Origin of the sequence: Mycolicibacter sp. MU0102 (genome assembly GCF_963378105.1) — a bacterium.
Lineage (GTDB): Bacteria > Actinomycetota > Actinomycetes > Mycobacteriales > Mycobacteriaceae > Mycobacterium > Mycobacterium holstebronense.
Genome location: NZ_OY726398.1, coordinates 2,940,561 through 2,954,990, shown reverse-complemented (window position 1 = coordinate 2,954,990; position 14,430 = coordinate 2,940,561). Strand labels below are relative to the sequence as shown.

At 67.9% G+C, this 14,430-nt stretch carries 15 protein-coding genes; 10 read left to right on the top strand and 5 right to left on the bottom strand.

Annotated elements, in window-relative coordinates; genetic code table 11:
* The 3 genes from RCP37_RS13850 to RCP37_RS13840 all read right to left on the bottom strand — a co-directional run bounded on the left by RCP37_RS13850 (nucleotide 1) and on the right by RCP37_RS13840 (nucleotide 2,628).
* On the bottom strand, nucleotides 1-774 hold the full coding sequence (locus RCP37_RS13850) for a PIG-L deacetylase family protein (RefSeq protein WP_308483651.1): 774 nt from the start codon (nucleotides 772-774) through the stop codon (nucleotides 1-3).
* Between the two features lie 33 nt (nucleotides 775-807).
* Nucleotides 808-1,437: a DJ-1/PfpI family protein gene (locus tag RCP37_RS13845; protein WP_308483650.1), complete on the bottom strand. Its 630-nt coding sequence runs from the start codon at nucleotides 1,435-1,437 to the stop codon at nucleotides 808-810.
* 87 nt (nucleotides 1,438-1,524) lie between these two features.
* Complete coding sequence (locus tag RCP37_RS13840; protein WP_308483649.1) at nucleotides 1,525-2,628, bottom strand: helix-turn-helix transcriptional regulator; 1,104 nt, start codon at nucleotides 2,626-2,628, stop codon at nucleotides 1,525-1,527.
* Between the two features lie 260 nt (nucleotides 2,629-2,888).
* Between RCP37_RS13840 and RCP37_RS13835 the strand changes: the two genes are divergently transcribed.
* The 6 genes from RCP37_RS13835 (at nucleotide 2,889) to RCP37_RS13810 (ending at nucleotide 10,122) form a co-directional block, all read left to right on the top strand.
* Complete coding sequence (locus RCP37_RS13835) at nucleotides 2,889-3,281, top strand: nuclear transport factor 2 family protein (RefSeq protein WP_308483648.1); 393 nt, start codon at nucleotides 2,889-2,891, stop codon at nucleotides 3,279-3,281.
* 188 nt (nucleotides 3,282-3,469) lie between these two features.
* On the top strand, nucleotides 3,470-3,886 hold the full coding sequence (locus RCP37_RS13830; RefSeq protein WP_308483647.1) for an OsmC family protein: 417 nt from the start codon (nucleotides 3,470-3,472) through the stop codon (nucleotides 3,884-3,886).
* On the top strand, nucleotides 3,873-4,154 hold the full coding sequence (locus RCP37_RS13825; protein ID WP_308483646.1) for an acylphosphatase: 282 nt from the start codon (nucleotides 3,873-3,875) through the stop codon (nucleotides 4,152-4,154). The genes RCP37_RS13830 and RCP37_RS13825 overlap by 14 nt, the downstream gene beginning before the upstream one ends.
* A gap of 19 nt (nucleotides 4,155-4,173) precedes the next feature.
* Nucleotides 4,174-7,764 (top strand): chromosome segregation protein SMC, encoded by a 3,591-nt coding sequence (gene smc / locus RCP37_RS13820; protein WP_308483645.1) that lies wholly within the window; start codon nucleotides 4,174-4,176, stop codon nucleotides 7,762-7,764.
* Nucleotides 7,765-7,821: 57 nt separating this feature from the next.
* Nucleotides 7,822-9,087 carry a signal recognition particle-docking protein FtsY gene (gene ftsY, locus RCP37_RS13815; protein WP_308483644.1) on the top strand — a complete coding sequence of 422 codons (1,266 nt, stop codon included), beginning with the start codon at nucleotides 7,822-7,824 and terminating at the stop codon, nucleotides 9,085-9,087.
* Nucleotides 9,088-9,150: 63 nt separating this feature from the next.
* The gene (locus RCP37_RS13810) at nucleotides 9,151-10,122 is read left to right on the top strand and encodes a glycoside hydrolase family 6 protein (protein ID WP_308483643.1); all 972 of its coding nucleotides are present in this window, start codon (nucleotides 9,151-9,153) and stop codon (nucleotides 10,120-10,122) included.
* A gap of 10 nt (nucleotides 10,123-10,132) precedes the next feature.
* Here the strand turns inward: RCP37_RS13810 and RCP37_RS13805 are convergent, their stop codons facing one another.
* The gene (locus RCP37_RS13805; protein ID WP_373693019.1) at nucleotides 10,133-11,227 is read right to left on the bottom strand and encodes a methyltransferase domain-containing protein; all 1,095 of its coding nucleotides are present in this window, start codon (nucleotides 11,225-11,227) and stop codon (nucleotides 10,133-10,135) included.
* 86 nt (nucleotides 11,228-11,313) lie between these two features.
* Between RCP37_RS13805 and RCP37_RS13800 the strand changes: the two genes are divergently transcribed.
* Genes RCP37_RS13800 through RCP37_RS13785 form a run of 4 tightly spaced genes read left to right on the top strand, consistent with a single transcriptional unit; the run spans nucleotide 11,314 to nucleotide 13,559 of the window.
* On the top strand, nucleotides 11,314-11,943 hold the full coding sequence (locus RCP37_RS13800; protein ID WP_308483642.1) for a GntR family transcriptional regulator: 630 nt from the start codon (nucleotides 11,314-11,316) through the stop codon (nucleotides 11,941-11,943).
* A gap of 50 nt (nucleotides 11,944-11,993) precedes the next feature.
* The gene (locus tag RCP37_RS13795) at nucleotides 11,994-12,362 is read left to right on the top strand and encodes a SpoIIAA family protein (protein WP_308483641.1); all 369 of its coding nucleotides are present in this window, start codon (nucleotides 11,994-11,996) and stop codon (nucleotides 12,360-12,362) included.
* 57 nt (nucleotides 12,363-12,419) lie between these two features.
* Nucleotides 12,420-13,139 (top strand): NUDIX hydrolase, encoded by a 720-nt coding sequence (locus RCP37_RS13790; protein WP_308483640.1) that lies wholly within the window; start codon nucleotides 12,420-12,422, stop codon nucleotides 13,137-13,139.
* 36 nt (nucleotides 13,140-13,175) lie between these two features.
* A complete protein-coding gene (locus tag RCP37_RS13785; protein WP_308483639.1) occupies nucleotides 13,176-13,559 on the top strand; it encodes a DUF4267 domain-containing protein in 384 nt (127 codons plus the stop codon).
* 88 nt (nucleotides 13,560-13,647) lie between these two features.
* Here RCP37_RS13785 and RCP37_RS13780 read toward each other — a convergent pair whose 3' ends face one another.
* Complete coding sequence (locus RCP37_RS13780; RefSeq protein ID WP_308483638.1) at nucleotides 13,648-14,424, bottom strand: SDR family NAD(P)-dependent oxidoreductase; 777 nt, start codon at nucleotides 14,422-14,424, stop codon at nucleotides 13,648-13,650.
* Nucleotides 14,425-14,430: the final 6 nt, after the last annotated feature.

The following is a 14,430-nucleotide window of genomic DNA, read 5'->3' as shown; positions in this document are numbered from 1 at the left end:
TCACTCGAAGATGTCGCGGTGCACCCTGCCGGGCGGCAGAGTTGGATCGACGAACCACTCGCGGCCGAACATCAGGCCGGCCGCCTGTGGGGGAAGTCGCATCAGCACCGCGAACAGGCGTGCCGCGGCGGCGCTGGCACCGATCTGAGAGCGATGCGCGGCGAAGGCATCCCGCTTTTGCCGGGCAAACCGAAACACGTTGATCCGATGGGTGATGCTCGATGCCGGTGCGTAGGCGGTGCGTACCACCTCACGCCCGTAGGGGGCCGGTAGGTGCAGTAGATGAGCGCCCTCTGCGACCCGCTTCAGCATCTCCCGGGGCATGGTCGCCTCGAGCACACGCGGTGTCGCCGCGATCTGAGCGGCCCGCTTACCGACATGATGAACCCGCACGTGATCACGGTGGCCGTAGCCGCCGTTGGACTGGTAGCTCAGCAGCAGATCCGCGTCTTCCTCACGCAGGATGGTCGCCAGTCGCTGCGCCGCCTCCTCGAGGTCAGCGCGGGCGAACCTGACCCGCCCCGGCGGATCCGGATAGAACTCGGCCCCGAAGCCGCTGTCGGCGTAGCCCAGACATTCGACCCGGTCTGCGTGCAGGGCCGTTGCGCTGGCGTGCAATTCGACCAGCCGATCACCGTCGCCGTCATTCACGCGTCCATCGGTTGCCACCACCACGACGACACGATGGCCCTCGGCGGCCGCCCGCGCCAGAGTTCCCCCGGTCAGAATCGCCTCGTCATCGGGATGGGCGTGGAATGCGACCACTGTCGCCATAAAAGCCCAGTATGCCCGCGGTGGTCGGCTGTGTCAGCGCCGCAGCTGCGCGGCGCGCCGTCGAACATCCTCGCCGGCCTTGGTCAGCGATCCGCAATCGAACGGTGGCTGCGGGTCGTACTCGATGAGCAGCTGAATGGCGCACGCCGTGTCGGCGTCCGCCAGCAGCTCGACCAGCCGCAGCGCCATGTCGATGCCGCTGGAGACCCCTGCTGAAGTGACTATCCGCTGGGACAGGTGCTCGACCACCCGTTGTTCCACGTAGCGGGCGCCCAAGTGTTCTAGCAGCTCGACGGCGCTCCAATGGGTGGTCGCAGTCAGCCCGTCCAAGAGCCCCGCAGCGGCCAGCAGCAGGGAGCCGGTACATACCGAGGCGGTGAACCTGGTGTGGGTGTGGGCCTTGCGCACCCAGTCGAGCAACTCCGCGTCGTCGAGCAATGTTCGTGTCCCGACGCCGCCGGGGACGACCAGGACATCCGGTGCAGTCAGCTCGTTGAATTGGGCATCGCAGAGGACTCCGAGCATCCCGTTGTCGGCGCGGACCTCACCGCGGCGGTGCCCGACGAAAATCACTTCGACGTCCGGGATCCGCTGCAGCACCTCGTATGGCCCGATGGCGTCCAAGGCGGTGAACCGCGGGAAGAGTGGGATCGCTACCTGCACGGATTTCCCCTAGGCTGTCCGGCGAATGGTGTTGCGGGGCAAGCCCGACAATAGTCCTCCGGCGCCGAACGCGCAGATTCCGTCACCTCAGCCGTGAACGGGATCGAGCAGAATCAGCAGCCGAACGAGTTCGGCCTGGCGATGGATTCCGGTCTTGTCGAAAATGTGCCGGAGGTGGGTCTTCACGGTGGTCAGCGACACCGACAGCTCTTCGGCGATCGGAGTCAGCCCCTCGCCTCGCATCACCAAGAGCGCGACCTGCGCCTCGGCCTTCGTCAGCCCGTACAGGCGCCGCAGCAGTATCGCTGGTGGTTCCGGCTGTCGTTCGGGGTCGACGATGATCACCATGGCGCGTCCATGGTGCAGCGCCGCAAAGGAATTCGCTTCGACCGGCAGAACGTGAATGATGTAAGGACGCCGCCCCGAGGGGCGTGCGCACAGGAATGATCCGCCCCAGATGTCTTGACCGTCGGACTTGGACAGTCGGGCGATGCTGTAACCCAGCTCGGTGTCGGCGTGCGACGACTCCGCGGTGATGCAGCCTCTTTCGATGCGCAAGCCGTCGTCGGCGGCCAGAATGCGTTCCGCGGCACGGTTGGCGTAGATGTACCGCCGCCCTTCGACGATGACGATTCCGTGATTGACGGCTTCGCTTGCCTCCGCGAGATCGCCATTGCGGCGATCGAGATCTTCGAGGCGGTCCTGGATGCGCAACGCTTGTTGCAAATGCGGAATGAGGCGGTGCATCAATGCGAGATGTTCGGGACTGTCGAACCGCTCCGATTGTCTCGCATTCGCGATGGCCAGGCTCGTCATCGTCGTTCCGGAGGTGAGCCGAACGAAGAGTCCGTCGTGCAGCCCATTTGGGCGAGCCCAGTCGACCTGAAATTCACAATTCTGGTAGGGCCACATGAGTTCAGCGCCGGTCCGCACCACACCCTCGCGTCCGGTCTCGACGGCGTAGAGAACGTGATCCAGCCGTTCGTAATATGCCGTGTAGGACGCAGCCGCTGACATCGGCATCTGCGCGTGCTTGAGCGTGCGCGAGCCGCTGTCGGAGAGCACCAGCGATGCGGTATGCGCCGTGAAGGCGTCGGCGATGGCGGCCATGGTGGGATCCCATTCGTCGGGCACCAGCGCCGCGGAGTAAATACGAGCGATCAGTTGTGAGAATTCATCGATGTCGCTCATCGCCGGCCCTGAATCCATTTGTAGGCCTGGACATTCGGCTCGCCCCCCGTTGCAGAAAGATGCGAAGACGCCTGTCTTCTTGCCGCAAAAGTTTACGCGGATCTCGTCCATTGGGATGAGGCAATTTTGCAGCATCGGTGCTTGCCTTATGAATGCCTCGCAGCATCCGACTCGAAGCGGTCTTCGGTTGTGAGATGTTCCGGCTCGGATGCGTGAAAGCGGGACGGGCGCAAGCGAATACCTACGAAAGGACCCGACAGATGTCTGAGCAGAACATCACGCTGGTGCGAAACGGCTACCAGGCGTTCGCCACCGGCGACACCGAATCCCTGATGGCTCTCTTCGATGACGACGTCGAATGGGTGCAGCCCGGCGACAGTGCGATCAGCGGAACCTATCGAGGAAAAGCGGAGCTCATGGAATTCCTGATGCAGCTGGGGCAGAAGTCACCGACGATCACGCCGAAGAGCTTCCTGGCCGACGGTGAGACCGTCGTCGTTCTCAGCGAGGCGGCGATCGGCGGCGAACGCGGGCACAGTGCCGAGGTCTACACCCTGCGTAACGGCAAGACCGTGCGGGTGCAGGTGTACGGCGACACGGCCATGATGGAGCGCCAGTACGGCAGAAAGCCTGCAGCGGCGGTCGCCGACTGACCCAGCGGGGATCGCAAGCGCGGCGGAGCCGGGCGCAGCGGGTCACCGCCATTGACCCAGCGGGGATCGCAAGCGCGGCGGAGCCGGGCGCAGCGGGTCACCGCCATTGGCCCAGCGGGGATCGCAAGCGCGGCGGAGCCGGGGCGCACGTTCGGTGCGGTCACTGTTGGGGCTGCCAAGATGTCCCCATGACCGAACTATGGGTGGAACGAACCGGGACCCGCCGCTACACCGGACGCAGTTCGAGGGGCGCGCAGGTGCTGATCGGCAGTGAAGACGTCGCCGGCGTCTTCACCCCCGGCGAGCTGCTGAAGATCGCGTTGGCCGCGTGCAGCGGAATGTCTAGTGACGCCCCGCTGGCCCGCCGGCTGGGCGACGACTATCAGGCCACCATCGAGGTCTCCGGCCCCGCTGATCGGGAGCAGGAGCGCTATCCGCTGCTGGAGGAGGTCCTGAAGTTGGACCTGTCGGGCCTGGATGACGCGGACAGGGAGCGGCTTCTGACCGTCGTGCACCGGGCGATCGATCAGGTCTGCACGGTGGGACGCACCCTGAAATCGGGCACCGAGGTGCGCTTCGAGATCGACTCCGGTGACCGGTCCTGACGTCCGGCTGTCCGCCTGGGTGCACGGCCACGTCCAGGGCGTCGGATTTCGGTGGTGGACGCGTTCGCGGGCACTCGAGCTGGGCCTGACGGGCTACGCCGCCAACCGGCCCGGAGGCCGGGTACACGTCGTCGCTCAGGGCCCCCGCGCGAACTGCCAACGCCTGCTGGAGCTGCTGCAGGGTGGCACCACGCCGGGTCGGGTGGACACTGTTGTCGCCGACTGGATGGACGCCGGGGACCCGATCGACGGATTCGCCGAACGCTAGACCGGTAGTCTCACACCCCGTGCACCTCAAGAGTCTGACGCTGAAGGGCTTCAAGTCCTTCGCCGCGCCCACGACTCTGCGCTTCGAACCTGGCATCACCGCGGTGGTCGGACCGAATGGTTCAGGCAAGTCCAACGTGGTTGACGCGCTGGCCTGGGTGATGGGCGAGCACAGCGCCAAGACGTTGCGCGGCGGCAAGATGGAAGACGTCATCTTCGCCGGCACCTCGTCGCGCGCCCCGCTCGGTCGCGCCGAGGTCACCGTCACCATCGACAACTCCGACAACGCCTTGCCGATCGAGTACGCCGAGGTCTCGATCACCCGGCGGATGTTCCGCGACGGAGCCAGCGAGTACGAGATCAACGGCGCCAGCTGCCGGTTGATGGACGTCCAAGAGCTGCTCAGCGACTCCGGCATCGGCCGCGAGATGCACGTCATCGTCGGCCAGGGCCGGCTGGCCCAAATCCTGGAGTCACGGCCCGAGGACCGCCGGGCGTTCATCGAAGAGGCCGCCGGGGTACTCAAGCACCGCAAGCGCAAAGAGAAGGCGGTCCGCAAACTGGACGCGATGGCGGCCAACCTGGCCCGCCTGACCGACCTGACCACCGAGCTGCGCCGCCAGCTCAAACCGCTGGGCCGCCAGGCCGAAGTCGCGCGGCGAGCGGCCACCATCCAAGCCGACCTGCGCGACGCCAAGCTGCGGTTGACCGCCGATGACCTGGTGTCGCGGCAGGCCGAGTTCGCCGGAACCACCGACGCCGAGGCGACGCTGCGCCGCGAACACGACCAGATCACCGAGCGCCTCTCGGTGGCGGCCGACGAACTGACCGCCCACGAGTCCGCGGTCGCCAGCTTGACCCAGCGCGCCGAAGGCGCCCAGCAGACCTGGTTCTCGCTGTCCGCGCTGGCCGAGCGGGTCAGCGCCACGGTGCGCATCGCCAGCGAACGCGCACACCATCTCGACGAGGAGCCGATCACCACCGCCGGCGTCGACCCGGACGCGTTGGATGCCGAGGCTGAGCAGGTGGCCGCGGCCGAGCAACAACTGCTGGCCGAGCTGGCCGAGGCCGGGATCCGGCTGGAGGCGGCCCGCGCCGAGCTGGCTGAGCGGGAGCGTCGCAGCACCGAGGCGGAGAAGGCGCACCTGGCTGCTGTTCGTGCCGAAGCCGACCGGCGTGAGGGCTTGGCCCGGTTGACCGGTCAGGTCGAGACGATTAGGGCGCGAGTCGAGTCGATCGACACTCACGTCGGGCAGCTGACGACGCGTATCGAGGAGGCCGCCGGACGGGCCCAGGCCGCACAGGCGGAATTCGAGACGGTTCAGGGCCGGGTCTCCGAGCTCGATCAGGGCGAAGTCGGTCTGGACGAGCACCACGAGCGGACCGTGGCCACCTTGCAGCTGGCAGATGAGCGCGTCGCCGAGCTGCAGGCCGCCGAGCGTGCCGCCGAGCGCCAAGTCGCTTCACTGCATGCTCGTATCGAGGCGCTGTCGATGGGGCTGGAACGCCGCGATGGCGCCGCCTGGCTCTCGGCGAACCACAGTGGCCCCGGCCTGTTCGGGTCGGTCGCGAAGCTGGTCAAGGTGCGCTCGGGGTACGAGGCGGCGCTGGCCGCGGTGCTCGGGTCCGCTGCCGATGCGCTGGCCGCGGAAAACGCCGGAGCGGCCCGCTCGGCGCTGCACGCGCTCAAGACCGCCGACGGTGGCCGGGCCGCGATCGTGCTGGGGGACTGGCCGCTGCCCGCCGCCGAACAGCGTGCGGCGCTGCCGGACGGAGCGCTGTGGGCAGTGGAGTTGATCGAGGCCCCCGAGAAGTTGCGCGGCGCGATGACGGCCATGCTGTCGGCGGTGGCGGTGGTCGAGGACCTGCCCAAGGCTCTGGAGCTGGTGGCTGGCCGCCCCGGGGTGCGCGCGGTGACGTTAGACGGTGACCTGGTCGGGGCGGGCTGGGTCAGCGGCGGATCGGATCGCAAGCCGTCCACCCTGGAGATCAACAGCGAGATCGACAAGGCCCGCGCCGAGGCAGCCGCCGCTGAGACACAGGCCAGCGAACTGGGCGCGGCCCTCGCCGGGGCGCTGGCCGAACAGTCCGCGCGCCGGGACGCCACCGAGCAGGCACTGGCCGCGCTCAACGAGTCCGACGCGGCCATCGCCGCGACCCATGAGCAGCTGGGCCGGCTCGGCCAAGAGGCACGCGCCGCCGAGACCGAGTGGCGCCGCCGGCTGCGCGAGCGTGACGAGCTCGAGTCCGGCCGGGCGCAGACCGTCACCGAGCTGAGCGAGCTGGAAACCCGCCTGCGCAACGCCGAAGAGGATCAGCCGACCGCCACCGTCGAACCGGTGGATCGCCAGCAGATCGCGGCAGCAGCCGAGGCGGCGCGCAGCATCGAGGTGGAGGCCAGGCTGGCGGTGCGTACCGCCGAGGAACGCGCCAATGCGGTACGCGGCAAGGCGGACTCGCTGCGCCGGGCGGCCGCGGCCGAACGCGAGGCACGAGTCCGTGCCGAGCAGGCCCGCGCCGCACGCGCACGCGCGGCGACGACGGCGGCAGCGGTGGCCGATGCCGGCAGTGCGCTGGCCGAGCGCCTGCAACATGTGGTGACCGCGGCGGCACGGATCCGTGACGGGCTCGCCAGTGAACGTCAGCAGCGGGCGGCCGCGATGGTCGCCGTCCGCGATGAGGTGAACGCCCAGAGCACCCGGCTCACCGCGCTCACCGAATCACTGCACCGCGATGAAGTCGCCAAGGCGCAGGCCGCCTTGCGCATTGAGCAACTCGAGCAGACCGTGCTCGAGCAGTTCGGTATGAGCTCGGCAGACCTGATCGCCGAATACGGTCCGGATGTCGCGCTGCCCCCGACCGAACTGGAGATGGCCGAGTACGAGCAGGCCCGCGACCGCGGCGAACTGGTGATGGCTCCCGCCCCGATGCCCTTTGACCGCCCCACCCAGGAGCGCCGGGCCAAACGCGCCGAACGCGAGCTGGCCGAACTGGGTCGGGTCAACCCGTTGGCGCTCGAGGAGTTCGCCGCGCTCGAGGAGCGCTACAACTTCCTGTCCACCCAGCTCGAGGACGTCAAGGCGGCCCGCAAAGACCTGCTCGACGTGGTCTCCGAGGTCGACGCACGCATCCTGCAGGTCTTCACCGACGCCTACGCCGACGTGGAGCGCGAGTTCACCGAGGTGTTCGCGGCGCTGTTCCCCGGTGGGGAGGGGCGCCTCCTGCTGACCGACCCCAACGACATGCTGACCACCGGCGTCGACGTCGAAGCCCGCCCGCCCGGCAAGAAGGTCAAGCGGCTGTCGCTGCTGTCCGGCGGGGAGAAGTCGCTGACGGCCATCGCCATGCTGGTCGCGATCTTCCGGGCCCGCCCGTCGCCGTTCTACATCATGGACGAGGTCGAGGCCGCGCTCGACGACACCAACCTGCGCCGGCTGCTGGCGTTGTTCGAGATGCTGCGGGCCCGCTCGCAGCTCATCGTCATCACCCACCAGAAGCCGACGATGGAAGTCGCCGACGCGCTGTACGGGGTGACGATGCAGGGCGACGGGATCACTGCGGTGATCTCCCAACGCATCCGGGGCGAAGAGCTCGTTTCCAGCCAGGCGTGAACCCGCACTAGCCCGGCGTTGAAACCCGACTAAGTCCCTGCTGCCACAATGACGGTCGTGTCGTCTCAAACTCTCGTGATCGCCGCGGCGGTCGTTGTCGCGCTCATCCTGGTCGGTGCCCTGGTCTGGGGCCTGGTGCGGCATCGGCGAGGCCGTATCAGCCTGTCCGCACCGCAACGCGAGAGTCTGGACCGCTCCGGTGGCTACACCGCCTCCTCGGGTATCACCTTCAGTCGGACCGACACGGCGGAGCCGCCCGCGCCCGTCATCGGTGACGACGCGACCGTTCCGCGTGACGCGCCCCGGCGCACCATCACCGACATCGAACTGCCCGAAGCGCCGCCCGAAGTCCCTTCCGTATCTCAGGCAGCGCCGGCGCCAGAGGCCGTCGAGCCGGACATCGAACCGGTTGAAGGTCGGATGGAGCGGCTACGCGGTCGATTGGCCAAGTCGCAGAACGCATTGGGCCGCGGGATGCTCGGGCTGCTGGGGGGCGGAGACCTCGACGACGACTCCTGGCAGGACGTCGAGGACACCCTGCTGGTGGCCGATCTGGGCCCGGTGGTCGCCGAATCGGTGGTGAATCAGTTGCGCGGACGGCTGGCCGGCGGTCAGGTGCGCACCGAGGCCGAGGCTCGCGCGGTGCTGCGCGACGTGCTCATCGGCGAGCTGCAGCCCGGTCTGGAGCGTTCCATTCGGGCCCTGCCGCACGACGATCACCCGTCGGTGCTGCTGGTGGTCGGCGTCAACGGCACCGGTAAGACAACCACCGTCGGCAAACTGGCCCGAGTGCTGGTGGCCGACGGCCGCCGCGTGGTGCTGGGGGCGGCCGACACGTTCCGGGCCGCCGCGGCCGACCAGCTGCAGACCTGGGCAGCGCGGGTGGGCGCCGAGGTGGTGCGCGGCGCCGAGGGCGCCGATCCGGCCTCGGTGGCGTTCGACGCCGTCGACAAGGGCGTAGCCGACGGTGTTGACGTCGTGGTCATCGACACCGCGGGACGGCTGCACACCAAGACCGGTCTGATGGACGAGCTCGGCAAGGTCAAGCGGGTGGTGGAGCGCCGCGCCGCCGTCGATGAGGTGCTGCTGGTCCTCGACGCCACCATCGGGCAGAACGGCCTGGCCCAAGCCCGGGTGTTCGCCGACGTCGTCGACATCACCGGGGTGGTGCTGACCAAGCTGGACGGAACTGCCAAAGGCGGGATCGTGTTCCGGGTGCAGCAGGAGCTGGGAGTGCCGGTCAAGCTGGTGGGCCTGGGGGAGGGGCCCGACGATCTGGCCCCGTTCGAGCCGGGCGCCTTCGTCGACGCGCTGCTCGGCTGAGCGCTCCAGCCTCGATCGTGACCGTCTTGTGACCTCGGGTCGGCCATAGGGTAATTTTTGCCTGTGATCCCCTCAGCATTTGGCGCGGTCGCGCGCTGCCTCACCCCCCTCCTTGCCGTTGCGGCTTTGGCCGGCGCGGCCCCCGCTCAGGCCGACGGGGACAACCCGCTGGGCGGCATGCCCTTCTATGTCGATCCCATCTCCAAGGCGATGCATGCCTCCAACGCGCAGCCGGACAGCGCCGAGCTGGCCCGGGTCGCCAACACCCCGCAGGCGTACTGGCTGGACCAGGCGTTCGGCGTGGGATCTGTCGGTTCGACGGTGGCCCGGCACACCGGCGCCGCCGCGGCGGCCGGAGCCATGCCGGTGCTGGTGCTCTACGCCATCCCGCACCGTGACTGCGGCAGCTACGCCGCGGGCGGATTCTCCTCCGGCGCGTCCTACCGCGCCTGGATCGACAGCGTCGCCGACGGGATCGGTGGCAACCCGGCCGCGATCATCCTCGAGCCCGACGCACTCGCGATGGCCGACTGCCTCTCCGGTGATGCGCGTCAGGAGCGCTTCGACCTGATCAGCTATGCCGTCGACACGCTGGGCCGTAACCCGGCCACGGCCGTCTACGTCGACGCCGGGCACTCGCGGTGGGTCAGCGCCGGCGAGATGGCCAACCGCCTCAACCAGGCCGGCGTGGGGCGCGCGCGGGGCTTTGCCCTGAACAGCACGAACTACTTCACCACCGAAGAGGAAACCGGCTACGGCGAAGAGATCTCGGGGATGACCGGCGGCGCGCACTACGTGATCGACACCTCCCGCAACGGCGCCGGCCCCGCCGAAGGCGACCCCTACGGCTGGTGCAACCCCAGCGGACGGGCCCTGGGCACGCCGCCGACCACCAACACCGCCGGGCAGCACGCCGACGCCTACCTGTGGGTCAAGCGAGTTGGGGAGTCCGACGGCAGCTGCGGCTCCGGCGAACCCGCGGCGGGGCACTTCGTCAGCGACTACGCCATCAATCTGGCGCGCAACGCCGGCTGATCGGGCAGGCCTAGCGTTTGATCGCGATGTAGTAGTAGTTCGACGGATCCTCGTCGATCTCGGCGCACTCCACGTCGGTGAAACCGGCGTCGGCCAGCATCGACATTGCGAGTTGGCGGCCCCACATGGTGCCCAGGCCGGCGCCGTTCAAGGCCAGCGACACGGGCATGCAGTGCATCAGGGAGACCGTGTAGCGGTAGGTGTTCATCGGAACGCCGATGTTGTCTTCCAGGCTGCTCGACGACTTCGAATCCGCCATCACGAAGATGCCCCCCGGCCGCAGGGATCGATAGATGTTCTCCAACACCCGCGCCGGCTGCGCCTGATCGTGAATGGCGTCGAATGCGGTGACCAGGTCGTAGGCCGAAGCTCGGTCGAACGTCGTCAGATCGTGGCCCTCGAAGGCGGCGTTCGTCAGTCCCCGCGCAGCCGCCTCGCGCGTCGCTCGCTCGATGCCCTCGGACGAGAAGTCGATGCCGGTGAACCGGCTGTCGCGGAACGCCTGAGCCATCACGTTGACGGCGTGGCCACTGCCGCAGCCGAAGTCGGCCACCTCCGCACCGTCGTGGAGTCGTTGCGGCAAGCCCTCGACGAGGGGCAGGACGACGTCCACCAGCGCCGTGTCGAAGACTTCGCCGCTTCGCTCCGCCATCACCGCGTGGAAGCGGGGATAGTCGCTGTAGGGAAGCCCGCCGCCACGCTGGAAGCAGTCCAGCACCTTCTGCTCAACCTCGCCCATCAGCGCGATGTACTGCGCGACACGCGCCAGGTTTGCGGCCCCGGCGGCACGGGTCAACACCGCGGCATGGTGCTGCGGCAAACGATATGTCTTGTTGGCAGGGTCGTAATCCACAACGCCGGCTACGGTCGTGCCCCCCAACCATTCACGAACGTAGCGTTCGTTGAGTCCGGTGCGGGTGGCGATCTGGGTGCTGGTTGCCGGTTCCGGCAGGGTGGCCAGGGCGTCGAACAGGCCGCTTTGATGTCCGAGGCTCAGTAGCAGTGCGAGGCTGGCGGCGTCCAGCGCTTCGGTGACGCGCTCAGCGAATGCCAGTGCTTGCGTAGTCGATTCCGTCGGCTGATGCGCGTTCGCTGGTGTTGTCACGACACTCCTTGAATCCTCTGCGCCCGCTGTCTCTATCTAGGATACTAGCGGTATCCTAGATTGTCCCCGCCGGCCAGGAGGTCCCCATGAGCGACGTGATGGTCAACTCCGCGCAACGTGCTCACGCCCTGATTCGTGCGGGCATCCTCAGCGGTGAGTTCCCCGCCGGGGCCATGCTCAGCGAAGCAACGCTGGCGGCGTCGATGTCGATGAGCCGTACGCCGGTGCGGGCGGCGCTGGGGCGTCTGCAAGATGAAGGGCTGGTGCGGATCTACCCCAAGCGCGGTGCACTGGTACGTGAACTGACCGTCGATGAGATCCGCGAGTCCGACCAGGTGCGGCACGCCTTCGAATGCGCCGGGGTGCAACTGGGCGACCCTGAGGCGCGCCAGCTTCTGAGTGCGCGTCTGCAGGAAAACCTTGACGGGCAGGAGCAGGCGCTACACCGGCGCGACTATCCCGGCTTTGCGGTATTGGCCAGGCAGTTTCATCGCGCATTTGTGGAGCTCGCCGGAAACGCCACGATGCTGGCGTTCTACGACCGACTGCAAGATCGGCAGCACCTCTCCATCGCGCGCAACTCGACGGTCCGCGGGCAGCCAGACCTGGTGCTGGCCGAACATCGGAGCCTGCTCAAGGATGCCGAAGCCGGCGATTGGATGGCCTTCGCGACCCGGCTTCGCGAACACCAGTCCCACGGCAACGACTTCGAATAGTCGCTCCTGGCGGGGCTACAGTGGCGGCATCGGCCGGAAGGAGCATTCCCATGATCGAGCTACTACCGGACATGCCGCCGGGTGTGATGGGCATTCGGGTATCGGGACGACTTCGCGGTGACGAACTCCGGGAGATAAAGCCGTCGCTGCACGAGCTTCTGCAGGGCGGCGATGTCCGCATCGTCGAGGTCATCGACTCCGACTATGAGGGATTTGGGCCCGGTGGGCTGGCCGAGGACATCAAGCTCGGCCTGGGCGCAGTACTGCCGCATCACTCGGCGTTCAAACGCATCGCGGTGGTGTCTGACAAGGAATGGGTTGCCCATGTGCTGCATGCGCTCGAATGGATGATTCCCGGCGAGCTTGCGGTGTTCGGCCTCGATGACGTCGAACGGGCCAAGCAGTGGGCCGCCGGCTGACCCACCCGAGGGCCAAGTGCCCGAGGTCGTTCCCGCCGCGCCGCCTATGGTCAAGCGGTGACGATCAGCTATGACGAGACGCTGCGGGAACGGATCCGGGCACACCTGGCCGGGCACGACCGCCGCACCGTGACCGACCCGGCGAAGCGGCACGCGGCCGTCGCGGTGGTGATCGTGGACTCCGAAATCGCCGAAGACCGGGTCGACCCCGCGCCCGTGGAAGACTGGATCGCCGGTCGGCCCATGCCGGAGGCTGGTCTTGACGGCCGCATGGTCGATGTATCCGGGGGTGCTGCATTCCTCTTGTGCCGCAGAGCCTCTCGTCTCACCTCGCATGCCGCTCAGTGGGCGCTGCCCGGTGGCCGCGTGGATCCTGGCGAATCCGCGGTCGACGCGGCCCTGCGTGAGTTGGACGAGGAGGTCGGCGTCCGGTTGTCCGATTCGGCTGTGCTCGGCGTACTCGACGACTATCCGACTCGCTCCGGATACGTCATCACGCCGGTGGTGATCTGGGGCGGGGGGCGGCTCGATCTCCGTCCCGCGCCGGCCGAGGTAGTGGCGGTCTACCGCGTGGGACTACATCAGCTGCAACGCGATGATTCGCCGCGCTTCGTCAGTATTCCCCAGAGCCCACGTCCGGTCGTGCAGATCCCGTTGGGTAATGACCTCATCCACGCGCCGACCGGGGCGGTGCTGTTGCAACTGCGGTGGTTGTGCCTGGAGGGCCGAGGGGACCCGGTCGATGAGTTGGAGCAACCGGTATTCGCCTGGAAATAGCTTCGGGCGCAGGCGTCGGGCCCTAGGCTGCGCTCCATGATCAAAGACCGTGCCGCACTGGTCGCGGGCTGTATCCGGCTGGCGTCGGGTATCTCTTTTCTCGTCGATCCGCTTCGGGCGAATCGGTTGTGGGGAGAGCCGGACGATCCTGGGCCGTCCGCGCGCCTGCTGCTGCGTTCGATGGGTTACCGCGACGCCCTGATCGGCGGGCTACTCGTGAACGGGGCGTTGCGCGGTAGCGACACGCGCGGCTGGTTCCTCGCATCCGGTGGTGCCGACGCGGCCGACCTGCTGGGCGGGATCAGCGTGCACGCCGATCTCAAGCGTGGACAGCAGATCGTCGGTCTCGGTGGAGCGGTCGTCGGCATCGGGGTTGGGCTCTGGGGTGCCACGCGCCGGCGTGCCACGGCAAGCCCCTAGATGTCTTAGTCCGCTGAGATTGCGCCCAGGGCTGTACATCTCGCGGTATCCGCGACCCTGGACGCAATCTCAACCTCGGGTTGGAAAACTACTTCGGTGGCATCCGGATGCCACCGTCCACGCGGACGACTTCGGCATTCATGTAGGAGTTGGTGAGCAGCTCCACCACCATCGAGGCCAGCTCTTCGGGCTTGCCGAGCCGGTGCGGGAACAGCACGGACTCACCGAGCTTGGCTTTGAAGGCCTCGGAGGCCTCGCCCTCGCCGTAGATCGGGGTGTCGATGAGGCCGGGGGCCACGGTGTTGACGCGGATGCCCGCCGCCGACAGGTCGCGGGCGACCGGCAGGGTCAGGCCCACGACGCCGCCCTTGGACGACGAGTAGGCGGCCTGGCCGATCTGGCCGTCGAAGGCCGCAACGCTGGTCATGTTGACGATTGCGCCGCGCTCGCCGGTGTCGGTGAACTCGTTGCGGCTCATCGCGGTGGCCGCGATCCGGATGCAGTCGAAGGTCCCGACCAGGTTGATCGCCAACACCTTGCGGTAGGCATCCAGGTTGTGCGCCGAGTCGAACTCGCCGTCCTTGCCGATCGTGCGCTGCGCCCAGCCAATGCCGGCCGAGTTCACCAGCGCCCGCAGCGGGCCGAGGTCCGCTGCGGTGTTGACCGCGTCGATGATCTGCTCGGTGCTGGTCACGTCGACGGACACGAACACGCCGCCGATCTCGTGGGCCAGCGCCTCACCCTTGTCCGCCTGCAGGTCGGCGACGACGACCCGTGCGCCCCTGTCGGCCAACTGGCGGGCAGTAGCCGCGCCGATTCCTGATGCGCCACCGGTGACGATCGCGCTTGCTCCATTAATATCCACGAAGGA